A 23149-nucleotide genomic window follows, 5' to 3' on the forward strand; every position below is an offset into this window, starting at 1 on the left:
GACGCTGTTTGCCGGCGTGAACAATCGGATGACCATTGCCCGCGACGAGATTTTCGGCCCGGTGCTGTGCGTAATCCCTTATCAGGACGAGGCGGAGGCGATTGCCATTGCCAACGATACCGAGTACGGCCTGAGCGCGATGGTGCTGGGCGGCGATGTGGACCGCGCGCGACGCGTGGCACAGCAGATTGTTTCCGGTCGCGTGCTGGTGAACACCCTGGCTCATGAACCGAAAGCGCCGTTTGGCGGGTTTAAGCACTCCGGCGTGGGGCGCGAGATGGGCGAGTGGGGGATCCGCGCGTTTATGGAGCCGAGGTCGGTTCTGGGCTAAAGCTTCGCTCTTTACCGAAGCATTGTGCTTTTCCATCCTGCATTCTCTCCTCAACATCACAGCGGAGAGACCATCATGATCGCAGTCCTTTTCGAAGCCAAAGCCGCGCCTGCCCATCAGGCGCGCTACCTCCAACTTGCCGCAGAGCTTAAGCCTTTGCTGGCCGACATCGACGGCTTTATCGATATCGAACGGTTCCAGAGCCTGACGACCGACGGCAAAATCCTCTCCCTTTCCTGGTGGCGGGATGAAGAGGCCGTCCGCCGCTGGAAGCAGAACGTCTTTCATCAGGCGGCGCAGGCCGAAGGACGGGCGTCGATTTTCTCTTTCTACCGTATTCGCGTGGCGCAGCTGGTGCGGGAATACAGTTCCGAAACCGGAGGGCACGCGGATGTATGACGTTCACGTGATTTTCCGCGACGGGCCCGGCGAGCTGGCGCGCTTTGGACAGCTGTTGGGGCGCAACGGCGTGGGGCTTGAGGGTGGCGGCGTATTCGGTACCGATGCCCATTTCCTGGTGGAGGACGGGGAAAAAGCCCGCCGTGTGCTGCTCGACGCCGGGTTTACCGTGCAGGCGCTGCGAAAGCCGGTGCTCAGAAAGCTTAAGCAGGAGCGTCCTGGCGAGCTGGGCGAGATAGCGGCGGCGCTGGCGGCACGCGGCGTGTCTATCCTGACTCAGTACAGTGACCATGCGAATCACCTTATTCTGCTGACGGATGATGATAAGCTGGCCGCTGAGATCACCACACCCTGGGCGACGAATGTTAAAGACGAGCTTACCCTCTGATAACAGCGCGATGCTGGAAAAGGCGATTGCCGCGGTGGCGGCTGCAATGGCCGATCCGTCGCGCGTGAAGATGCTTTGTGCGCTAATGGACGGGCGTGCGTGGACGGCCACTGAACTGAGTGCGGCGGCAGACGTTGCGCCGTCGACCGCCAGCGGGCATCTTGCCCGGCTGGTTGAAGGGCAGCTAATTACCTGCCTGTCGCAAGGGCGGCATCGTTATTATCGTCTTGCCGGGCACGACGTGGCGGCGCTGGTGGAACAGATGATGGGGCTTTCGTGGAGCCGCATTACCCCGCCGGAAACCAGCGCGCCGAAAGCCATGCGTGAAGCCCGGACCTGCTACGACCATCTCGCAGGCGCGGTGGCGGTGCAGATCTATGATTTCATGCAGGCGGAAGGCTGGCTGGAGGCTGACGGTTCCGCATTGACCCTGTATGGTCGGGAGCAGTTCCTGGCGCTCGGTATTCCGTTAAGCGCTCATCCGCGTCGGAAGGCCTGCTGCGCCTGCCTGGACTGGAGCGAGCGGCGGTTTCATCTTGGCGGTGAGGCGGGCGCTGCGCTGCTTATCCACATGGAAAGCAAAGGCTGGATCCAGCGGGTGGCGGGTTATCGGGAGGTGGTGGTGACGGCTTCGGGGAAAAGTGCCGTCAGGAAGCATTTTAGCCGCTAAACGCCGCTGCGGGCTGATGCCCTCACCCCGACCCTCTCCCACAGGGAGAGGGAGAACATCGTTTCGCAATTCCTGCGCTTTAACTTCTCGTTTCTTGATACTTATCCTGATAACTATTATCGTGATGGCGTACTACGAGAGGGCTCCCCATGAGTGAAGAAGATCTGTTTAGCCGCAGGCCGATGGGCATGCGGATGGCGATGATCGTGCGTCAGTGGCGCGCAGTCATCGACGACGCCATTCTCGACACCGGGTTAACCCAGTCGAGCTGGACGGTGATGATGCAGCTTCATCAACTCGGGGATAACGTCTCGGTCAGCGAGCTGGCGGAAGTGCAGGGCATTGAACTGCCTCCCCTAATGCGCACGCTGACACAGCTGGAAAAGCAGGGCTACCTGCTGCGCACCGTCTCGCCGTATGACAAGCGTATCCGGCTGCTGACGCTGATGCCTGAGGGAAAAGCCATTCTTGAAAGGCTCTCTCAGGTGATTGAGACGTTCCAGGCGCGCGTATCGCAAAACATCGCGCCGGAACATATCGATATTTTCAGCGCTACTCTCAATCAAATCGCCTGCAATTTGCGGACAATCCGCGAAGAAGATAATAAGACCGAAAAATAATGACTCCTGAACAAAAGTTTGCCCGCTGGGTAAGGGTGAGTATTGCCTCTTTCCTGCTGATGTTTGTTTACTTTATCGTCGCGGATATCTGGATCCCGCTGACGCCGGACTCCACCGTGATGCGCGTGGTGACCCCGGTGTCTGCCCGCGTCTCCGGGTATGTGGCGGCGGTACATGTCCATAACAATAGCCAGGTTAAGAAAGGCGATCTGCTGTTTGAGCTCGACGCCACGCCGTTTCGCAATAAGGTCGAGGCGGCGCAGATCGCGCTGGAACAGGCGCGTCTGTCTAACGATCAGCTGGATGCGCAGATTGCCGCAGCGCAGGCCAGCCTGAAAACCGCCGTGCTGACCGCGCGTAACGACAAAGTGACATTCGACCGCTACCAGAAACTGAGCACCTTGCAGAACGTATCGCAGGCGGATCTGGATAAGGTCCGTACCACCTGGCAGAGCAGCGAGCAGTCCGTCAGCTCGATCCAGGCGAATATTCATAACCTGCGCATTCAGCGCGGCGAGCGGGATGAGCACCGTAACGTGACGCTGCAAAAATACCGTAACGCGCTGGATGAAGCGGAGCTGAATCTTGGCTGGACGAAGGTCTACGCCGAGGCGGACGGCACGGTCAGTAACCTGCAATTAAGCCCCGGTTTTTACGCCTCATCCGGTTCGGCTGCGCTGGCGCTGGTGAACACCCGGATCGATATCGTGGCGGATTTCCGCGAGAAGAGCCTGCGTCATACCCATCAGGGGACCGACGCTGCCGTGGTGTTTGACGCCTTCCCGGGGCACGTTTTCCGTGCCCACGTTACCAGCAGCGACGCGGGGATCCTCGCCGGACAGGAGGCCGTAAACGGTCAACTTTCTGAACCGGAAACCTCCAACCGCTGGGTGCGTGATGCCCAGCGTATGCGCATTCACGTAGCGCTGGACGAAGCCTTACCGAAGCCGCTGCCGACCGGCGCGCGCGCCACCGTGCAGCTCTACAACAGCGAAGGGCCGTTTGCGCGATTCTTCTCCGGGATGCAAATCCATCTGGTGAGCCTGCTTCACTATGTCTATTAGCACCCTGGCACGGGTATTTACCCCGCACGGCAACATCGTCTATACGGCAAACGACTTTCGCCAGACCCTGCGTATCGTCTTTGCCGGGATGATTGCGCTCAGCATTTCGAGTTTCTACAACACCAGCTACGGCGTGTTTTTTGTGGTCTACCCGATCATGCTGCTGTCTCTGGTACCAGTGTTTAATCGCCACGTGGCGAAGCAGTTTATCTTCAGCGCCTCGCTGAACTGCGTCGAAATGGTGTTGATTATCGGCTATCTGTCGCAGTGGCCGGTCATCATGACGCTGGTGGTGTTTGCCCTGTACGTGATGCGTTTTCGCTTTATGAGTAAGGGGCCGCTGTTCCTGTTCGGCTCGATGGGCGTGGTTTGCCAGAGCGTGATGCTCAACTTTATGAGCTACCCCACCACCAACTGGCACACGCTTTTATTCTCTAACATCGAAGCGAGCGTGATGGCGGTGTGCCTGAGCGCGCTGATGAACTACCTGCTGCCGGACGTGGAGCCGCGCAAGCCGCCGCCGCTGATTGAGAAAGACGACGCCCGCGTGCGCCACGAGTCGCTGCTATCCGGCACCGTGGCGACGCTGATTTTCGTGGTGTTTCAGATTAGCGACTTAAGCGATTCGCTTTCGGCGCTGATGGCGGGGATTTTGATCCTGTTCCCGATGCACTATCGCGGCTCGGTTATCAGCTCCATCTGGCGCGTGGTTGGCGTGGTGCTGGGGTGCCTCTATATCCTTGTCGTCCAGCTTATCCTCTACGATCACAGCAGCCATATGCTGCTGATGATGCCGCTGATTGGCCTTGGTCTGGCGTTTGGCGCGCGTCTGCACGTAATGGAGAAGGTCGGCGCCGGGGTAGGCTTCGCCAGTATCACCACCATCGGTATTATGTTCGGGCAGAACATGCACCCGGACAGCGACCTGGTGTTCAGCGATCTATACCGCATCACCTCCGTTACCTTCGCGCTGGTGGTCACGCTGACGATGGTCTTTCTGGTGCACCTGATCCTGAATCGCTTCGAGGCGACGCGCTACGTTATCGCGCCGCCAAAAGCGGATTAATGCCCCAGCACGGCGGGTAGCTGCGAGAGCAGAAACAGGATCAGGCCAATCGTACCGCCCACCAGGGTACCGTTAACGCGAATGAACTGAAGATCTTTACCGATATTGAGTTCTATCTGGCGTGACATGTCTTTGGCATCCCAGCTTTTCACCGTGTCGCTGATATGGCGCGTCAGGAACGCGGCGAAATCCGGCGCCACGCGGTGCGCGGCCTGCTCCAGATGCTCATTCAGCGACGCCCGCAGGCTGGCGTCGTTGGTCAGCGTTTCGCCAAACCACAGCCCGGCGTTGGCGATACGCTGCTTCACGCGGGAATCATCGCTCTGCATGTCATTTTTCAGCCACTGGCGCAGGTCAGCCCACATTTCCCCCAGATAGCGGTTAAAGGCCTCATCATTCTTGAGGTAGTGTTTGATATTCTCGGCTTTCGCCGTCATCTCCGGATCGTTTTTCAGATTGTCGATGAACTTGATCGTGGCGCGGTCAAACGCCTGACGGATCTGGTGCGTACGGTCGTGGCTGATATCGTCCAGCAGCGTGTTCACCGCGTTCGACACCATCTCCGCGCTTTGATCGCCCAGCCACTCGGTGGGCAGCACCATGGCCTTGCGCGGATGCTCGGTCTTAAGCCAGTGAACGATCTGGTCAGCAATAAATTCCCGCGTGCTTTCCCGCTGAATCAGGGTAATCAGGCGGTTTATGATGGCGTCCAGCAGCACCTGGTGACGGTTGTTTTTGGTCATGCTTTCCAGCATGACGGCGCTGGTCTCGGTTAAATCGACCTTGTCGATAGCCTTATGCACCGCGCGTTTGAGCAGGCGCTGGATGCGCCCATCGTCGGTAAGTTCCAGAAAACCGCCCATCACCTGCACCAGATGCTGCCCCACGCGCCGGGCGTTATCGGGCTGGCTGAACCAGGTCCCAATCATCTGTGCGGGCTCGTAGCGACGGATAAGATCGACAAGGGATTGCGTATCGAGAAACTTTTCCTGCACGAACTGGCCGAGATTGTCGCCGATGCGGTCCTTATTGCGCGGGATAATCGCCGTATGGCGCGAGATAAAGGGAATGGGCACCCGGCGGAACAGCGCGACAACGGCAAACCAGTCCGCCAGCGCGCCAACCATCGCCGCCTCGGCAATGGCCTTTACGCCGCGCACCCAGAAGGTTTGCGGCAGGAACAGGGTGGTGATAAACGCTGCGACGGCAATCAGCAGCAGCGACAGCGCGAGAAGCTTGGCGCGTTTGAGTTCGGTATGCTTTTCCATGGGTTAAGGATAGAGGGTGATGGAGGTAAAATGCAAAATGTGCTATCTGGTGAAGAATTAAAATTCCTCTTTTAACTGACAGATCAGAAGATTTGTTGCATTCTCTTTCTGGTTCGGAGTATTCGTTTCTCATAGCTAATAATAATCTATTTTCTGGGTTATATAAAATGAATTTACTGTATCGTTTTATAAATGGAATAAAAAATAAATCCTTGGATTTATATTTGTTCCTTTTCTTTGTAGGTTGTTTTGTTTTGTTGAAAATAAAAGATCCAGTTCGGGTTTATTTGTCATATGCATTATTTATTGGCCTTTTAGTCATGCTGTATTTAAAAAGGCAGCGTGCCCGGGAAATTATTATTCATTTTATTCGGTTCGAAAGTGGCGGTGTTGTAAATAAGTTGGCCGGATGGGCGTCGCTCCTTGCCTGGGGTGCGTTTCTTCTTTTTCCTTTTGCAATAAATATACAGTTTGGTTTTCTTGCAAAAGTACTGTTGGTGATGTTCTCCATTTTTATTGTTATTAGCAGCGTTTTAACAATCTTTGTTCTCGAGAAAGATGGCCATGAGAAAGTAAAAAATATACGGGTTATGTTATTTTCATTTATATCAATCTGTTATGTTTTATCTAGTGCGTTCTCGGCAAGTTTATTTCTTCAGTTGAGTAATATGGATTTATCATCCAGTCCATGGTTGGAGTTTACATGGAAGCTCAGTTCATTTTTTGTATTGATATTTTTTATATTGCAGTTGACTACTTACGTAATATTCATCGTGACTGCTGATCATGCAAAAGGATATAGACTTTTTACTATTTTTGGTGCTTTGATTCTAACGAGTTTAATCGTATTATTTGTCTCAAGCAGGCCGGATGTAGTAGCATATTATGTTTTAAAATATTCTACTGGCAGTGAATGGCGGAGTGATTTTACATGTGAGAATGAAAAAATATCACGCCCTAACGAGAGATATTTCGGTTATAATACCGATAAGTACACAGCTTACTTTTTCAATCGTAACGGAAAGTGGGGGTTCGATGAGATAACTTGTGTTAAAAACTCGCAAGAGGGGAAAGGATATACTGTAAAAAATGTATCGACAGAAAATATCCCTCATTGGGTGAAATAATTAAAATCACAGTTCCCCCTGTCGGTAAACGAAAGGGGGAAAACGTATAAGAACCCTCCGTATATACCCAACTTTACCTTCATAGTCAGACAGATTGACTACCCTTAATACCCTAAGCGGTAAAACAAGGAGATTCGATATGGCTTACCAGACAGTAAATCCTGCCACGAACCAGCTCATCAAAGAATATCCCTCTCACACTGACGCAGACGTTGAAGCGGCGCTGAAGGCAGCCGATGCGCTCTATCACTCCGACTGGGCGAAAGGCGACATAAGCCAGCGCCTGCCGGTGCTGCATAAGCTGGCGGACCTGATCGACGAACGCGTGGAGGATCTGGCGAAAATCGCCAGTCAGGAGATGGGTAAGCTCATCGAACAAAGCCGCGGTGAAGTGAAGCTATGCGCGCAAATCGCCCGCTACTATGCTGACAACGCGAAGCAGTTCCTGGCCCCGGTGAAGTATGACTCTGAACTCGGGGAAGCATGGGTTGAACATCACCCCATCGGCGTGCTGATGGCCGTCGAACCATGGAACTTCCCATACTATCAGCTGATGCGCGTTCTGGCGCCAAACCTGGCAGCGGGCAACCCGGTGATCGCCAAGCATGCCAGCATCGTGCCGCACTGTGCAGAAACCTTTGCACAGCTGGTACGTGAAGCGGGCGCGCCGGAAGGGGCGTGGACCAACCTGTTTATCTCGTCCGAACAGGTGGCGAACATCATCGCCGACGATCGCGTACAGGGGGCGGCGCTGACCGGTTCAGAAAAAGCGGGTAGCGTGGTTGCGGCACAGGCTGCGAAACACATCAAAAAATCGACCCTTGAACTGGGCGGGAACGACGTCTTCGTGGTGCTGGACGATGCGGAGCTGGAGAAAGCCGTGAAGATCGGCGTTAACGCGCGGCTTAATAACGCCGGGCAGGTCTGTACCGCGGCGAAGCGCTTTATCCTGCATGAAAAGATTGCAGACGCCTTCCTGAGCAAATTCACCGAGGCGTTTAAGCAGGTGAAGATTGGCGATCCGCTGGACGAAAGTACCACGCTGGGGCCTTTGTCATCCAAAGACGCGCTGGAGACGCTAACTAAACAGGTTAACGAGGCGGTGAAAAACGGCGCGAAGCTGCACCATGGCGGCAAGCCGGTGCAGCGTGACGGGAGCTTCTTTGAGCCGACCATCCTGACCAATATCTCGCGCGATAACCCGGCGTATTTCGAAGAGTTCTTTGGTCCGGTAGCGCAGATTTATGTGGTGAAAAACGACGACGAGGCGGTTGCCCTGGCGAACGACTCCCACTACGGTCTGGGCGGAGCGGTGTTCAGCCAGAACATCGAGCGCGCGAAGAAAATGGCGTCGCGCATTGAGACCGGGATGGTGTACATCAACTGGCTCACCGATACGGCGGCAGAACTGCCGTTCGGCGGCGTAAAACGTTCGGGTTACGGACGCGAGCTGTCGGATCTGGGGATCAAAGAGTTTGTGAACCAGAAGCTGGTGGTGGTGCGTAAGTGACGTAGTAATAAAAAACCTGCCGAAGGGCAGGTTTTTTTATCTATCAGGTGGCTTAGAAGCTCACGCCGCCGCCGAAGTAAGCGCCGTCTACCAGCGTGTGGTTTGGGCGACCGTCTTTGCCATCAACGCTCACGTGACGGTAGCCCACTTTCAGCGTAACCGGTTTGACCGGGGTCCAGCTTACGCCGCCGTTAGCTTCAACGTAGTTCTTCACGCTGTTGTTCAGTCCGTCTGGCGCAACGTAGCCTTCACCGAATACCCTGATGCTGTCGGTCAGGGCAACGTTCACACCGCCGCCGACCGGGAACGCCACGCCGTTATCGCCTTTCTTCGGGCCAACGTAGAGGGCCTTAGCGCCTGCGTTCAGCATTACCGGGCCGACTTCGAAATTGTAGCCTGCGCCCACGCCACCGGTCGTGGTGCCGTCGTCGGTGTTTTTCAGCCAATTACCTTCGGTGTACAGACCGGAGGTTGATTTGCCCATTTCCACATTCAGGTTGGTAAAGTTTTTACCCTGCTCAATGCTGCCGCCCATTGCCAGTGCGGAGCCCGATACGGCGGTGAGAGCAGAAAGGATGAGAACGTTAAGCTTTTTCATGCGTGTTTCCTCGTCATCAAATTAATCTGAGGGCACCTTAACAAGGGATGTTTATGACTGCAAATGTGATGGGTATCGCAGTTTTATCCTGTTTTTGTTGGGTTTTTTAATCTTAAATGTTGATGAGATGTTTTTATGGCAGATCGTCAATCCTCAATCCATTCGTGTTTAGGGAAAGTTTATATTTTTGGCTAAACGTTTAATGAACGAGGCGAAGAAAGCCGTTTGAGGTGAATTAATTAAGTTTCTAATAATTTCCAAAAGTATTTCGGCTGTCACAGATCAAGACAGAGGTTTACATTTCTGGTGATTGCTATACGTATTTATTTGCCGATCCGCTGTCTTTTCATGTCATTTTTCTGACACGTTTCTTCATTACGTTGTTGGCTTCGCTTACTGGATGCTAACAATATGAAAAGAAAAATTATTCCTGTGCTTATCGGTTGTGCGCTCTCTTTCTCTGGCCTGGCTGCGCAGCCTACCGCTGAGCGCTATATCGTCAGCTTCCCTGACGGCTCCCATGTGAAATACAGCGGCGCGTTTGCCGATGCGTTCCCGAACGGGCTCCCGGTGGGGATGGGTTCTGGTCTGCTGTTTACGGGCAAGCAGGGCGATGCGCTGACGTTTGCGACCGTGACCGATCGCGGTCCTAACGCGGATTCGCCAAAAATGGGGAAAAACGATGCCAAAATATTTGTTACCCCGGATTTCGCTCCGCTGCTGATGACGATCCGCGTGCAAAACGGTAAAGCGGAGGCCGTGGACGCGCGACCGCTGCATGACGATAAAGGCGAGATCAACGGCCTGCCACTGCAAAGCGGTGTGATTGGTTCCACCAATGAAGTCGCGCTAAGCGACACCTTAAAAGTACTGAAAGGCGATAACCGCGGGCTGGATACGGAAGGCATCACGTCGGACGGGAAGGGCGGCTACTGGCTGTGCGATGAGTATGGCCCGTTCCTGATTAACGTCGACAGTAAAGGGAAAATCCTCGCGATCCACGGTCCGCAGGCGACGCAAGGGGAGAAATCCATCGCGGGCGGTCTGCCAAACGTTATCAAATGGCGTCAGGCAAACCGGGGCTTTGAAGGCCTGACCCGCATGCCGGACGGACGGATTATTGCCGCCGTGCAAAGCACACTGGATATCGACGGGAAGAACAAAAAACAGGCGCTGTTTACCCGTCTGGTGAGCTTCGATCCGGCGACCGGGAAAACCGCGATGTACGGCTACCCTGTCGACAGCGCGGCCTACAGCAAAAACAGCGACGCCAAAATCGGCGACATAGTGGCGCTGGATAACCACACCATCCTGCTGATTGAACAGGGTGAGGATAAAAATGACGCAATGCGTAACCTCATCTACAGGGTGGATCTGAGCAAGGCGAGCGATCTGGCCGCCTTCGACAAGCCGGGCGAATACCCGGAGTTTGACGATGAGAAAACGCTGGCGCAGCGCGGCATTACACTTGCTGAAAAAACGCAGGTGGTCGATCTGCGTGCGCTGGGCTGGCAGCAGGAAAAGGCCGAAGGGCTGGCGCTGATTGACAGCAAAACGCTGGCGGTAGCGAACGATAACGATTTTGGCGTGAAGGTAGCGATGCAAAACCCGGTCGAGGGCAAGAAGCTCAAGGATTATCGGGTGAACGCGGAAGGCAAGCTGACGCTGGATGATAAACCGGTGGAAACCACGCTCAGCGTGAAGCCGCTGAAGAAGCCGGAGTCCGACAGCGAGCTGTGGATTGTGACGCTGCCGGAGGCGTTGAAATAAGTTTCCCCCTCACCCTAACCCTCTCCCCGCGGGGGAGAGGGGATGATCGGTGCGATTTACTTTTTCAGCCCCGCAAACGCTGCCCGAATTTCTTCTTCCGGCAGCTGGATGCCAATAAACACCATCACGCTGTGCGGCGTTTCATCGCCCCACGGGCGATCCCAGTCGGCGCTGTACAGGCGCTGCACCCCCTGGAACAGCAGGCGGTTCGGCTCGCCGTCGATCCACAGCATCCCTTTATAGCGCAGCAGCTTGTCGGCAAACGACAGCAGCAGGTTTTCCATCACGCGGGAGACCTCGCTGATGTCTACCGGGTAGTCCAGCTCCACCACAATCGACGCCACGTCGTTTTGCTTGTCGGACATAAAGTGAAAGCGCGGTTTCGCGGTAACGTTCTCTTCCAGCATAAAGCCGTTGGTGTTGAACAGCTGAGCGAGATCGATATCGCCGTGCGTCACCGTATAAATGGGCGCACGCGAGTTGATGCGCGTCAGGCGCTCGCGCAGTTTTTCGCTTTCACCTGCCACGTCGGTTTTGGTCAGCAGGATGCGGTCGGCGTAGCCCACCTGAGACTGGGCGATGGTGAACTGGTTCATCTGCTCGTCGGCGTGTACCGCATCCACCAGAGCGATGACACCGTCCAGCAGGTAGCGCTGGCAGATGATCTCGTGGGAGAAAAAGGTCTGAATAATCGGGCCGGGGTCGGCCATGCCGGTGCACTCGATCACCAGACGGTCGAAGACGATGTCACCGCGATCGCGGCTGTCGAGCAGGTCCAGCAGGGCGTCTTCTAATTCGTTAGAGCGGGTGCAGCAGATGCAGCCGTTGGTCAGGGTTTTGATCTGGGTGGCGCGGTCGCCAATCAGCTGATCGTCAACGGAGACTTCGCCAAATTCGTTTTCGATGACGGCGATTTTGAAGCCGTGCTGCTCGTTCAGAATGTGGCGCAGCAGGGTGGTTTTACCGGCGCCGAGAAAACCGGTCAGCAGGGTAACGGCAATCGGGGTCATGGTTTCTCCTTTAGCAGCAGCGGACGCCGCCTTCTCCACTTCCGCCGTAGCGCGCTTCCTGACGCTCGCGGAAGAATTCAGTGTAAGTCATGTACGGCTTATCCGGATGGTTGGTCTTCATATGCTCAACGTAGTTGTCATAGTCCGGAATGCCAATCAGCATTTTCGCCGCCTGACCGAGGTATTTTTTTGCTTCGCCTAAGTTACCAAACATTGAGGGTTCCAGATAGAAGAAGCCCGGAGGCGCGCAGCGATCCGGGCCTACAGTAACATGCTTAATTAATGGTGTGAGGAGGTCTTCACGCCGCCTTCCGGCACCGGCACGTACGGGGTTTCTTTATCCGTACGGCCCTCAACGTTACGCACTTTCATCCAGGTTTTGATGCCGTAGAAGATAATGCTGTACACCACCACCAGGAACAGAATGCTCAGACCCGCGTTGGTGTAGTTGTTCACCACAATATGGTTCATGTTGGCAATCTGCTGCGCGGTCAGATCCGCGCCGCCTGCGGCAATCTTCTCTTTGTACTGGTTAGCCATGAAGAAGAAGCCTTCCAGCTGCGGGTTGGTGCTGAACAGTTTCAGACCCAGCGCCCAGGTAGTGCAGAGCAGCAGCCACAGCGCAGGCACCACGGTGACCCAGATGTATTTGGTGCGTTTCATCTTCACCAGGACAACGGTACCCAGCACCAGGGCCACAGCCGCCAGCATCTGGTTAGAGATGCCGAACAGCGGCCACAGGCTCTTAACGCCGCCCAGCGGGTCAACAACGCCCTGATACAGCAGATAACCCCACAGGCCTACGCAGCCCGCGGTACCCAGAACACCGGCCACCAGAGAGTCGGTTTTCTTCAGGAATGGCACGAAGTTACCCAGCAGATCCTGCAACATGAAGCGGCCTGCACGCGTACCGGCATCCAGCGCGGTGAGGATGAATAGCGCTTCAAACAGAATACCGAAGTGGTACCAGAAGCCCATGTCCGCCCACGGCAGCACTTTGTGGAACACGTGTGCGATACCCACCGCCAGCGTTGGCGCGCCACCTGCGCGGTTCAGCACGGACGGTTCGCCGATGTCTTTCGCGGTCTGCATGATCTGCTCAGGCGAAATTACGAAGCCCCAGGAGCTGACGGTCGCCGCCGCGTGTGCGCTGGCGTCTTTCAGCTGCGCCAGGATCAGCGCGGTATTTTCGCCGCCCATCTCATGCAGGTTTGGCATGGTGATGCCGAGACCCGCTGGTGGGGTGTTCATCGCAAAGTACAGACCTGGCTCGATAATCGACGCTGCAACCAGCGCCATGATCGCCACGAAGGACTCCATCAGCATCGCGCCGTAACCGATGAAGCGCGCGTCGGTTTCGTTGGCCATCAGCTTCGGCGTGGTGCCCGAGGCGATCAGCGCGTGGAAGCCAGACACGGCACCGCAGGCGATGGTGATAAACAGGAACGGGAACAGAGCGCCTTTCCACAGCGGACCGGTACCGTCAATGTACTGCGTCACCGCTGGCATTTTCAGCTCAGGATTGATGATCACAATCCCGATTGCCAGCCCGACGATCACGCCGATTTTCAGGAAGGTCGCCAGGTAGTCGCGCGGAGCCAGAATCAGCCACACCGGCAACAGCGCTGAGATGAACGCGTAACCGATCAGCGCGAAGGTGATGGTGGTGTCTTTAAAGGTCAGCGCCGGGCCCCAGTACGGGTCGTGCGCAATCACGCCGCCGAAGTAGATGGAGGCGACCAGCAGCACGATACCGATGACCGACACCTCGCCAACGCGGCCAGGGCGCAGGAAGCGCATGTAGATGCCCATGAACAGCGCAATCGGTACGGTAGAGCAGACGGTGAAGACGCCCCACGGACTTTCGGCCAGCGCTTTCACCACGATCAGGGCCAGCACCGCCAGGATGATGATCATGATCAGGAAGCAGCCGAAGAGGGCGATGGTGCCCGGCACGCGGCCCATCTCCTCTTTGATCATCTCACCCAGCGACGAACCGTTACGGCGCGAGGAGATAAACAGCACTATAAAGTCCTGCACCGCCCCCGCCAGCACCACGCCCGCCAGCAGCCAGAGCGTACCCGGCAGGTAGCCCATCTGCGCAGCCAGCACCGGACCGACCAGCGGACCCGCGCCTGCAATGGCGGCGAAGTGGTGACCAAACAGCACGTAACGGTTGGTTGGCACGTAGTTCAGGCCGTCATTGTTAATGACCGCCGGGGTGGCGCGCGTCGGGTCGAGCTTCATGACCTTCTGCGCGATGTACAAGCTGTAGTAGCGATAAGCCACAAGATAGACGGAAACTGACGCGACCACGATCCACAGGGCGCTGACGTGCTCGCCCCGGCGTAATGCGACAACCGCCAGACAGAAAGCACCGATGATCCCGAGGATGGCCCAGGGCACGTGCTTAAGTAGTTTTTTAGTATCCATAGTAAGACCTGGTTTTTTATGTAAAGAAAAAAGGGTCAGGGTTCGTTGTGAGGAGGTATTGATTAATGCTGGAGCGATCGTGCCAGATCCTCGCGCGTATAAAGCACGGTAAATAGGTGAGTGGTTGAAAGCGATGCGTGAGCGGTCAAAAGCGAGGGTGAGTGGTTAAGGCTCACCCACGGTGGAAGAAAATATGTGATTGAGATCACTGAGAATAATCTACCCCTGCGGGGTTTCGTCGTTCGCTTCAGGGCAGTGCACGCAGCGGCAGGTCTGATACGCAGGCAGCAGCTGATAGCGACCTTTGCCGTCGTGTTCAATAATAGGGGAAAGCGCCTGCAAATCGCGGTACACCGTGCGTTCGGTAATGCCAAATTTTTGCATCAGATCGCGGCGATTAACGCTTCCGTTGCGGTGCAGGGCAATAATGATGTCAACCAGACGTTCAGCCGAGCGGCTTCGGGGTGAAGGGGCCATAAGACTTTCCAGCGTTAAGGGGGCGCCTGACGACGTCGCCAGCCGCCCCGGAAAATTTATCTTATGGATAGTTAACGGCGCACCTTTGCGGAAACCTTAGCGTTTTTTGTGCAACGGGATCAAATCGCGGCTTCCATCTCCATCATCACCGGGTGGAAACGGCGTTTGAAGTAGATCAGGCCGTGCCCCTCGCTGCTGAGGATGATGTTCTTAATCTCCACAAGGTAGACCAGATGGGTACCGATGGTTTGCACCTGGGTTATCTCGCCTTCCAGGCTTGCCAGAGCGCCTTTCAGCACCGGCTGCGCCAGCGGTCCTTTCTGCCAGCAGGAGAGAGCAAAGCGCTCCTCCATTGCCATGCCGGTCATCCCGGCAAAGTGGCGGGCCATGATCTCCTGCTCGTGGTTCAGCACGTTGACACACAGTTTGCCGTTGCCCTGGAAGACCGGGTTCATGGCGCTGTTGGCGTTGATGCAGACCATGACCGAAGGCGGGGTGTCCGTGACCGAACAGACGGCGGTGGCGGTAATGCCGCAGCGACCCGCATCGCCCTCGGTGGTGACCACATTCACCGCCGCCGACAGGCTGGCCATCGCGTCGCGAAAACGCAGGCGTTCTTCAGATTGCATTGAAACCTCCCGCTGCGTTATTTCAGCAGCTTATCCAGCATGTTGATATCAGTGTTGTTGTGCAGGTGCGGTACGGTCCAGCCGTGCTGGTCGTACTCGGACATGCAGCGGTCAACCATCGCCATCATCTTGTCCATGTTGCCGGAGCTTTGCGCCTGACGCAGGCATTGCAGGCGGATCTCATCCTGGCTACCGGAGTAGTTGATTTCGTACAGCTCGTGACGTCCGCCAAACTCGCTGCCGATGGCATCCCACATCAGTTTCAGAATCTTGATGCGTTCGACATGATCCATCCCGTTGGAGCCGCGCACGTACTTCGCCAGATACTGGTCGATCTGCGGATTGTTCAGGTCCCGCGCGCTGGACGGCAGGTAGATCAGCCCGGAGGTCACGTTACGTTCGATGATGTTCTTGATCTTCGCATAGGCCATTGGCGCCATCACGCGGTAGGTCTGTAACGCCGCGTGGTCAGGCAGATACGCGCCGTTTACCCACGGCGTGGCTTCGGAGCACATGGAGTCGCTTAGCGCCCAGAACATGTTGCGCCACGCCACCACTTCGCCGAGATCCGCCTGCACGCCGCGGAACTCGAGGGTGCCGGTACACTCCAGCGACTTCTTCAGCAGAGCGGTGATGAAGTCGAGCTTCACAGCCAGACGCACGCAGGCCTGAAGCGGGTACATGCGGGCGAAGCCACCTTCCATCGTCCAGCGACGGCAGCGGTCGAAATCGCGGTAGATCAGCACGTTTTCCCACGGGATCAGCACATGATCCATCACCAGAATGGCGTCGTTCTCGTCAAAACGGCTGGAGAGCGGGTAGTCGTACGGGGAACCGGTCGCCCCTGCCACCATCTCGTAAGAGGCGCGGGAGATCAGCTTCACCCCTTCGGCATCCATCGGCGCGACGAACATCAGCGCGAAGTCCGGGTTTTCGCCCATCACCTGCGCAGAGCCGAAGCCGATCATGTTGTAATGGGTCAGGGCGGAGTTGGTGGCCACCACTTTCGCGCCGCTGACGATGATCCCGGCGTCGGTCTCTTTCTCCAGCTTGATGTAAACGTCTTTCACCTCGTCTGCCGGTTTATGGCGGTCGATCGGCGGGTTGACGATGGCGTGGTTAAAGTACAGGCCGGTTTCCTGAATACGTGTGTACCAGTTGCGGGCGTTCTGCTCGAACTGACCGTAGAAGGCAGGGTTCGCCCCCAGCGCGCAGCCGAACGCGGCTTTGTAGTCCGGCGTACGCCCCATCCAGCCGTAGCTCAGGCGCGACCACTCGGCGATGGCGTCACGCTGCTGGCGCAGATCGTCGGCGCTTTTTGCCACGCGGAAGAATTTATGGGTGTAGCCGCCGCTGCCGGTGTCCGTGCCCCAGCAGAGGGTATCCTGCATGTCTGGCTTGTGCAGGGCATCGTACATCTGGGCGATGGACGCCGCCGCATTGCGAAATGCCGGGTGGGTAGTGACGTCCTTAACGCGCTCGCCGTAGATATAAATCTCACGGCCATCTTGCAGGCTTTTTAAATACTCTTCACCGGTTAACGGACGTTTGGCATCAGCGCGGAAATCTTCAGGCTTCATAGGGACCTCGTATCGGAAGATGGTTGTTAAATTTATGTTTTGTTTTTGTTGTTTAATTGAAGCGTGAGAGGGGCGGAACGTGAAGGGACGATTGGGACAACGGCAGGTACTTTTCGCGAGAGATCACAGAGTGTGATTTCCCTCACCCTAACCCTCTCCCAGAGGGAGAGGGGACGGTTACTCTCTCTCCATCTGGGAGAGGGCAGGGATGAGGGGAACAGGCGACACCGGTACTTTCTGCGCCCGGTACGCGCTGGGTGAGCACCCCGTCAGTCGGTTAAAAAAACGGGCGAAATAGGCCGGATCTTTAAAACCCAGCTGCCAGGCAATTTCGCTCACTGTGCTGTCGGAAAACAGCAGCAGGCGTCTGGCTTCCCGCAGCTGGCGGTCGAAGATCAGCCGTTTCGGCGAGCGGTTGGCGAAGCGGCGACAGATATCGGTCAGGCGGGATTCGGTGAGATGCAGTTCGCTGGCGTATTCCGGCACCGTCCAGTGCTCGTGGTAATGAGCATCTGTCAGCTGGTTAAAGCGCTGAAACAGCTTCAGCTCACCGCGCATGCCGCCTGACGCGTGGTCGTCGAGCTTCGCGTTGCGCAGCAGCAGGGTAAAAACGGCCTGCGCCAGCAGGACCAGCGTATGCTCGCGACCGGGCAGCTGTTCCGTGGATTCCCGGGCAATCAGCTGCCAGTAGTGCTTCAGCGCCGCCAGCTCGTCAGGCCTGTCGGCAAGCGACAGGCAGATCCCCGGCAGGCCGAACGCTTCCCGCGTACCGGGGTAGAGCACTTCTAACAGCGGCCAGATGAGATCCTCGCGCACCGTCAGCACGTGGCCGTCGCTGTCGGATTCGGTGATAAACGCATGCGGCACCGACGGCGGCGTCAGCACAAACAGCGGCGCCTGCACCGAGTAACGGTGGTCGTCGAGCTGGAGCTCAATCTGCCCGGTGTCGAGAAAATGCATCTGAAAATACTGGTCGTGGCGGTGCGCCTGCATGTCGCGGCCAAAAAAGGCCGCCATGCGGGCGAACGACTGGTAGTGCACATCGTCGGTGCCCAGACTTTCGTCGTACTCCTTGCTGATATCGATGTTGGTGATGGGGCTCTGACACATAGCGGCTCCTCAGTGGATCTTTTGCGCCGCGATGTCCGGCTCACGCTCAAGGCTTTCCCGGCGCGTCATCGGAATGCGCGTCAGCACCAGCGCGCCCACCACCAGCAGACCTGCCACGAACCACAGTCCCGAGCTGAAGCTGCCGGTCGCGTCGCGCAAAATACCTATCAGCAATGGGCTGACGGCAGACCCGACGTTGCCGATGGCGTTGATCACCGCCAGCGCCACCGCGCGGGATTGCAGGCTAATAACCTGATCCGGCGTGGTCCAGAATATCGCCATGGCGGTAAACGATCCGGTTGAGGCCATGATGATGCCAAGCAGCTGGATCAGACTGTGATCGGTCGCCGAGGCCAGCATCCATCCCGCCGCTGCAAAAAGATACGGCAGGATAGTGTGCTTTTTTCGCTCTTTCAGCCTGTCGGAGCGGCGGCTCCACCAGATCATCCCGAGGATGGTGCAAAACTGCGGGATCGCCGCCAGCAGGCCAATCACGATATTGCTGCTGCCGGTGTTGAAGCTTTGCAGGATCTGCGGCGTCCAGATGTTGATCGCGCTCAGCGTATTCGTCAGGCAGAAGTAGGCCAGCGTGTAGAGCAGCACGGCGGGCGTCAGCACCTCGCGCAGCGTCGATCGCGGCGTGGCGGCATGCGCAATGGCCAGCTCCTGCTCGCGGGCGATCATCGTTTTGAGTGCCTGCTTTTCGTCATCATCCAGCCAGGTGGCCTGATCCGGGGTGTCGTTAAGGTAGAACCAGGTCACCACGCCGAGCACCACCGACGGTAGCCCCTCCAGCAGGAACAGCCACTGCCAGCCCTTAAGGTTCCACAGTCCGTCCATCGCCAGAATGTACCCGGAGAGGATCGAACCGAGCATCATGGTCACCGGCATGGCGATCATAAACAGCGCGTTGGCGCGGGCGCGGTGATAGGCCGGGAACCACCAGGTGAGATAGACCAGAATGCCCGGCAGGAAACCGGCTTCGGCAATACCCACCAGCATGCGCAGGACGTAGAGCGTTTCGGGGCTGGTGGCGAACATGGTGCAGGTAGAGGCGATGCCCCACACCACCATGATCCCGGCGATCCAGCGGCGGGCGCCGATCTTCGCCAGCATGATGTTGCTGGGGATCCCGCACAGCACGTAGGTCACATAAAACAGGGTCGCGGCCAGGCCAAACATGGTCGACGTGAGGCCCAGATCTTTGCCCATCGTCAGCCCGGCAAAGCCGATGTTGATGCGATCCAGAAACGAGAAAACAAACAGGATAAAAAGAAACACGATCAAACGACGGAACAGCTTATTAATAACGCGATGTTCAACAGCTTTATTATGCAGGGTTGAGGTCGTCATGTTGCGCTCCACATCGTACGTTTAGTAGACGGATTTATTGTTATCAACTGCTGTGGTGACGTCGGTAAAGCGGGCCGCCAGCGCTTCGGCGCTGCGGGCGAGCAGGGTGGTATCCACGCCGACCGCGACAAACAGCGCGCCGAGTTCAAGATAACGTTTTGCCAGTTGCTCGTTCGCCATCAGGATGCCGGGCGCTTTGCCCGCGCTGAGGATCTGCGCGATCGCCTGCTCTATGGCGGCCTGCACCTCCGGGTGCTGCGGATTACCGGCGAAGCCCATGTCGGCGCTCAGATCCGCAGGGCCGATAAACACGCCGTCCACCCCTTCCACGTCCAGGATCTGCGGCAGGTTTTTCAGCGCCTCGCGAGTTTCGATTTGCACCAGCACGCACATGGCGTCGTTAGCCTGATGCAGATACTCCGGGATGCGGTTCCAGCGCGACGCCCGCGCCAGCGCGCTGCCGACGCCGCGAATGCCGGCAGGCGGATAGCGGGTGGCGCTGACAGCCAGACGGGCTTCGTCGGCGTTTTGCACCATCGGCACCAGCAGGGTTTGCGCCCCCACGTCCAGCAGCTGCTTGATCTGCACCGGATCGTTCCACGACGGGCGCACCACCGGCTGGCTGGGATAAGGGGCGATGGCCTGTAGCTGAGTCAGGATGGTTTGCACGCTGTTCGGCGCGTGCTCTCCGTCGATCAGCAGCCAGTCAAAACCGGCCCCGGCCAGTAGCTCAGCGCTGTAGCTGCTGGTCAGCCCCAGCCACAGGCCGATTTGCGGCTTTCCGGCTTTCAGCGCGGTCTTAAATGCGTTTTCCATGGTGCACTCCTACACAAAGCGGCAGCTAATCGAGCCCATGTTGCCGTAGTCGACGTGGAAGGTGTCGCCTCTGCTGGCGGCAACCGGGCGGGTAAACGAGCCGCCGAGGATGATTTGTCCTGGCTCAAGCTGCACGTCGTATGGCGCGAGTTTGTTCGCCAGCCACGCCACGCCGTTCGCCGGGTGGTTAAGCACGCCTGCGGCGACCCCGGTCTCTTCGATCACGCCGTTGCGGTAAAGCAGGGCGGAGATCCAGCGCAGATCCAGCTCGTCGGGTTTAATCGGGCGGCCGCCGAGGATCACGCCCGCGTTGGCGGCGTTATCGGAGATGGTGTCGAACACCTTGCGCGGGCGCTGGGTTTCCGGGTCAACGTTATGGCAGCGGGCGTCGATCAGCTCCAGGGCGGGGATGATGTAATCCGTGGCGTTGTAGACGTCGAAGATCGTGCAGTTCGGGCCGCGCAGCGGTTTTGCCAGCACGAAGGCCAGCTCCACTTCGATGCGCGGGACGATAAAGCGATCCACGGGGATGTCGCTGCCGTCGTGGAAGAACATATCGTCCAGCAGCGCGCCGTAGTCCGGCTCGCTGATCTGCGAGCTGGCCTGCATCGCTTTGGAGGTAAGGCCGATCTTGTGGCCTTTCAGCACGCGGCCTTCGGCAATTTTCAGGCTCACCCATTCGCGCTGGACGGCGTAGGCGTCTTCAATGGTGATCTCCGGGTACTCCAGCGAGATCGCGCGGATCTGCTCCCGGGATTGTTCCGCCTGATGCAGACGGTGGGCGATCAGGGTATGGGTGTGTTTGTCGAGCATGGCGATATCCTGTTTTTATTTGTTTTCTCCCTCTCCCTGTGGGAGAGGGGACAGACCGTGCGGTGTTATTTAAACAACGCGTGCACGTTGTTTTGCTTGTAATTAAGCGTCGGGTGCAGCTCGTCCAGCTCGAACGAGAGCGCCAGATATCGGCCCGCCATTAGCTCTGCGAAGTGCGTTTTGATCAGCGCAAACAGCATTTCACCGACCTCTTCCCGGCTTTCCAGGCTGCGCCCCGCGCCGATCTTCAGCGTCATATGCACAAAGGCGTAATCGTGCTTACCGTCGGCCATCTGCCAGGTATCCAGCCAGTGGGCGCGGCTGCGGATACCGCCGAGCGGGAAGATCCCCGTGGCGGCGAGCGCCTCGTTCACTTTGGCGAACAGACCCGGCAGGTCGGCCTGCTCGCGGATGTTGTTGGTACATTCAGCAATAAAGTGCGGCATAACGACTCCTTAGGCGGGCAGCGGGAAAACGGCGTTGACCTGGCCGGTGCCGGAGCTGGCGAACAGCTCGGTGAGAAACTCCACCTTACCGTCGTATTTGTCCCAGCCGAGCATCCCCAGCAGCATCACCGTGTCGTGCATGTTGCCCTCGCCGTAGCAGTAGTCGGCGTACTCCGGCAGCATGCTGCAAAACTCCTTGAACTGCCCCTCGCGCCACAGCTTCACCACGCGCTCGTCCATCTGGCGATCAAACTCGCGGGTGTAGCTGTTCATCCCTTCCTCCGCGCGCTGGTCGTCGATAAAGCGGTGCGACAGCGAGCCGCTGGCGAGCACCGCCACGGTGCCGTCGTATTTTTCGATGGCGCTGATGATGGCCTCGCCCAGCCTGCGGCTGTCGGCGAAGTCGTGAACCGTGCAGAACGCCGAGATGGAGACCACTTTGAAGTGCTTATCCGCGTTCATGTAGCGCATCGGCACCAGCGTGCCGTACTCCAGCTTGAGGCTCGGGATGTTGTGCGCCTTGGCGCGAACGCCAAGCTTCACCGCTTCGTCGGCAATCAGCTGGCCGAGTTCCGGGTTGCCGTCGTAGTCGTAGGTCATGTCGCGAATAAAATGCGGCAGCTCGTTGCTGGTGTAGACGCCTGAGAAATGGTCCGCACAGTTGATGTGATACGCGCTGTTCACCAGCCAGTGGGTGTCGAAGACGATAATGGTGTCGACGCCCAGCTCCCGGCAGCGCTTGCTAATTTCTTTATGCCCATCGATGGCGCCCTGGCGGCAGCCGTGGTTTTTGCCCGGCAGTTCGGAGAGATACATCGACGGCACGTGGGTGATTTTTGCCGCTAACGCTAATTTGCCCATTTTCAGATCCCCCACTTTGGAATCGGATGGTCGCCCATGGAGATGCAGACGTTCTTCATCTCCGCGAAGACCTCGAAGCTGTACTCGCCCCCCTCGCGGCCGGTGCCGGAGGCCTTCACGCCGCCAAACGGCTGGCGCAGGTCGCGCACGTTCTGGGTGTTGACGAACACCATGCCCGCTTCGATGTTGCGCGCCAGACGCAGCACTTTGCTGACGTCCTGGGTCCAGATGTACGACGCCAGGCCATACTCCACGTCGTTCGCCAGGCGCAGCCCTTCCGCTTCGTCCTTAAACGGCAGCAGGCAGGCCACCGGCCCGAAGATCTCTTCCTGCGCCACGCGCATGCGGTTATCGACATCCGCCAGCACGGTCGGGCGCAGGAAGTTGCCGCCTTTCAGGTGCGCAGGCAGATCGGTCGGTTTGTCCGGGCCGCCCGCCAGCAGGGTTGCCCCCTCTTCAATGCCGAGGCGGATATAGCCGGAGACTTTTTCCCAGTGCTGCTGGCTGATGAGCGCGCCAATCTGGGTGTTCGGATCGGTCGGGTCGCCCACGCGCAGGCGGTTGGCGCGCTCGGCAAAGCGTTTGACGAACTCCGGGTAGATGCTCTGCTGGATGAAGATGCGCGAGCCGGCGGTGCAGCGTTCGCCGTTGATGGAGAAGATGGTGAACAGGGCGGCGTCCAGCGCGCGCTCGATGTCCGCGTCTTCAAAAATCAGCACCGGAGATTTGCCGCCCAGTTCCATAGAATACTTCTTCAGCCCGGCGTTTTTCATGATGTTACGCCCGGTGGCGGTGCCGCCGGTGAAGGAG

25 protein-coding genes are annotated in these 23149 nt (G+C 57.4%); 10 read left to right on the plus strand and 15 right to left on the minus strand.

Features of this window, described 5'->3' with window-relative positions:
- From DD606_RS19525 to DD606_RS19555, 7 genes are all read left to right on the plus strand, one after another.
- A partial coding sequence (locus DD606_RS19525; RefSeq protein ID WP_129259008.1) for an aldehyde dehydrogenase family protein occupies positions 1-331 on the plus strand: 331 nt, incomplete at its 5' end.
- A gap of 75 nt (positions 332-406) precedes the next feature.
- Positions 407-730 (plus strand): antibiotic biosynthesis monooxygenase, encoded by a 324-nt coding sequence (locus DD606_RS19530; RefSeq protein ID WP_003863082.1) that lies wholly within the window; start codon positions 407-409, stop codon positions 728-730.
- Entirely contained in the window at positions 723-1118 is a 396-nt protein-coding gene (locus DD606_RS19535; RefSeq protein ID WP_023324107.1) for an amino acid-binding ACT protein, read from the plus strand. The genes DD606_RS19530 and DD606_RS19535 overlap by 8 nt, the downstream gene beginning before the upstream one ends.
- Positions 1093-1788 carry a helix-turn-helix transcriptional regulator gene (locus DD606_RS19540; protein ID WP_032608444.1) on the plus strand — a complete coding sequence of 232 codons (696 nt, stop codon included), beginning with the start codon at positions 1093-1095 and terminating at the stop codon, positions 1786-1788. The genes DD606_RS19535 and DD606_RS19540 overlap by 26 nt, the downstream gene beginning before the upstream one ends.
- 149 nt (positions 1789-1937) lie before the next feature.
- Positions 1938-2408: a MarR family winged helix-turn-helix transcriptional regulator gene (locus tag DD606_RS19545; protein WP_129259010.1), complete on the plus strand. Its 471-nt coding sequence runs from the start codon at positions 1938-1940 to the stop codon at positions 2406-2408.
- On the plus strand, positions 2405-3472 hold the full coding sequence (locus DD606_RS19550; RefSeq protein WP_086527941.1) for an HlyD family secretion protein: 1068 nt from the start codon (positions 2405-2407) through the stop codon (positions 3470-3472). The genes DD606_RS19545 and DD606_RS19550 overlap by 4 nt, the downstream gene beginning before the upstream one ends.
- A complete protein-coding gene (locus tag DD606_RS19555; protein ID WP_003863094.1) occupies positions 3462-4538 on the plus strand; it encodes a DUF2955 domain-containing protein in 1077 nt (358 codons plus the stop codon). The genes DD606_RS19550 and DD606_RS19555 overlap by 11 nt, the downstream gene beginning before the upstream one ends.
- On the opposite strand, the gene DD606_RS19560 is transcribed toward DD606_RS19555, so the two are convergent.
- Positions 4535-5806, minus strand: coding sequence for a DUF445 domain-containing protein (locus DD606_RS19560; RefSeq protein WP_023315330.1), 1272 nt, complete (start codon positions 5804-5806; stop codon positions 4535-4537). The two genes, DD606_RS19555 and DD606_RS19560, sit on opposite strands and share 4 nt — an antisense overlap.
- Before the next feature lie 167 nt (positions 5807-5973).
- Between DD606_RS19560 and DD606_RS19565 the strand changes: the two genes are divergently transcribed.
- Together DD606_RS19565 and DD606_RS19570 are read left to right on the plus strand one after the other, a co-directional pair.
- Positions 5974-6933: a hypothetical protein gene (locus DD606_RS19565; protein WP_022650343.1), complete on the plus strand. Its 960-nt coding sequence runs from the start codon at positions 5974-5976 to the stop codon at positions 6931-6933.
- A 139-nt stretch (positions 6934-7072) separates the two neighbouring features.
- Complete coding sequence (locus tag DD606_RS19570) at positions 7073-8443, plus strand: NAD-dependent succinate-semialdehyde dehydrogenase (protein WP_058658767.1); 1371 nt, start codon at positions 7073-7075, stop codon at positions 8441-8443.
- 52 nt (positions 8444-8495) lie between these two features.
- Here the strand turns inward: DD606_RS19570 and DD606_RS19575 are convergent, their stop codons facing one another.
- Positions 8496-9041: a YfaZ family outer membrane protein gene (locus tag DD606_RS19575; protein ID WP_003856615.1), complete on the minus strand. Its 546-nt coding sequence runs from the start codon at positions 9039-9041 to the stop codon at positions 8496-8498.
- A gap of 411 nt (positions 9042-9452) precedes the next feature.
- On the opposite strand from DD606_RS19575, the gene DD606_RS19580 reads away from it, so the two are divergent.
- The gene (locus DD606_RS19580; protein WP_129259012.1) at positions 9453-10811 is read left to right on the plus strand and encodes an esterase-like activity of phytase family protein; all 1359 of its coding nucleotides are present in this window, start codon (positions 9453-9455) and stop codon (positions 10809-10811) included.
- 56 nt (positions 10812-10867) lie between these two features.
- On the opposite strand, the gene yjiA is transcribed toward DD606_RS19580, so the two are convergent.
- The 13 genes from yjiA to DD606_RS19645 form a co-directional block, all read right to left on the minus strand.
- Positions 10868-11821, minus strand: coding sequence for a GTPase (gene yjiA, locus DD606_RS19585; RefSeq protein WP_003856612.1), 954 nt, complete (start codon positions 11819-11821; stop codon positions 10868-10870).
- A gap of 10 nt (positions 11822-11831) precedes the next feature.
- Positions 11832-12035: a YbdD/YjiX family protein gene (locus DD606_RS19590; protein ID WP_003856610.1), complete on the minus strand. Its 204-nt coding sequence runs from the start codon at positions 12033-12035 to the stop codon at positions 11832-11834.
- A gap of 65 nt (positions 12036-12100) precedes the next feature.
- Positions 12101-14254 (minus strand): carbon starvation CstA family protein, encoded by a 2154-nt coding sequence (locus DD606_RS19595; protein WP_129259014.1) that lies wholly within the window; start codon positions 14252-14254, stop codon positions 12101-12103.
- 219 nt (positions 14255-14473) lie between these two features.
- Entirely contained in the window at positions 14474-14731 is a 258-nt protein-coding gene (locus DD606_RS19600; protein WP_003856607.1) for an HTH domain-containing protein, read from the minus strand.
- Between the two features lie 119 nt (positions 14732-14850).
- Positions 14851-15360 (minus strand): 4-hydroxyphenylacetate 3-monooxygenase reductase subunit, encoded by a 510-nt coding sequence (locus DD606_RS19605; protein WP_017383854.1) that lies wholly within the window; start codon positions 15358-15360, stop codon positions 14851-14853.
- 17 nt (positions 15361-15377) lie between these two features.
- A complete protein-coding gene (hpaB, locus tag DD606_RS19610) occupies positions 15378-16940 on the minus strand; it encodes a 4-hydroxyphenylacetate 3-monooxygenase, oxygenase component (protein ID WP_010427196.1) in 1563 nt (520 codons plus the stop codon).
- A gap of 177 nt (positions 16941-17117) precedes the next feature.
- Positions 17118-18050 (minus strand): 4-hydroxyphenylacetate catabolism regulatory protein HpaA, encoded by a 933-nt coding sequence (gene hpaA, locus DD606_RS19615; protein ID WP_003856604.1) that lies wholly within the window; start codon positions 18048-18050, stop codon positions 17118-17120.
- Positions 18051-18059: 9 nt separating this feature from the next.
- Complete coding sequence (hpaX, locus tag DD606_RS19620) at positions 18060-19403, minus strand: 4-hydroxyphenylacetate permease (RefSeq protein WP_003856603.1); 1344 nt, start codon at positions 19401-19403, stop codon at positions 18060-18062.
- Positions 19404-19424: 21 nt separating this feature from the next.
- Positions 19425-20219 (minus strand): 4-hydroxy-2-oxoheptanedioate aldolase, encoded by a 795-nt coding sequence (gene hpaI / locus DD606_RS19625; RefSeq protein ID WP_003856602.1) that lies wholly within the window; start codon positions 20217-20219, stop codon positions 19425-19427.
- 9 nt (positions 20220-20228) lie between these two features.
- A complete protein-coding gene (gene hpaH / locus DD606_RS19630) occupies positions 20229-21032 on the minus strand; it encodes a 2-oxo-hept-4-ene-1,7-dioate hydratase (protein WP_003856601.1) in 804 nt (267 codons plus the stop codon).
- Between the two features lie 65 nt (positions 21033-21097).
- Complete coding sequence (locus tag DD606_RS19635; protein WP_003856599.1) at positions 21098-21478, minus strand: 5-carboxymethyl-2-hydroxymuconate Delta-isomerase; 381 nt, start codon at positions 21476-21478, stop codon at positions 21098-21100.
- 9 nt (positions 21479-21487) lie between these two features.
- A complete protein-coding gene (gene hpaD, locus DD606_RS19640; RefSeq protein ID WP_003856598.1) occupies positions 21488-22339 on the minus strand; it encodes a 3,4-dihydroxyphenylacetate 2,3-dioxygenase in 852 nt (283 codons plus the stop codon).
- Positions 22340-22341: 2 nt separating this feature from the next.
- A partial coding sequence (locus DD606_RS19645; RefSeq protein ID WP_129259016.1) for an aldehyde dehydrogenase family protein occupies positions 22342-23149 on the minus strand: 808 nt, incomplete at its 5' end.

The sequence above is a fragment of the Enterobacter cloacae complex sp. GF14B genome, assembly GCF_004136805.1.
GTDB classification, from domain to species: Bacteria; Pseudomonadota; Gammaproteobacteria; order Enterobacterales; family Enterobacteriaceae; genus Enterobacter; species Enterobacter hormaechei_C.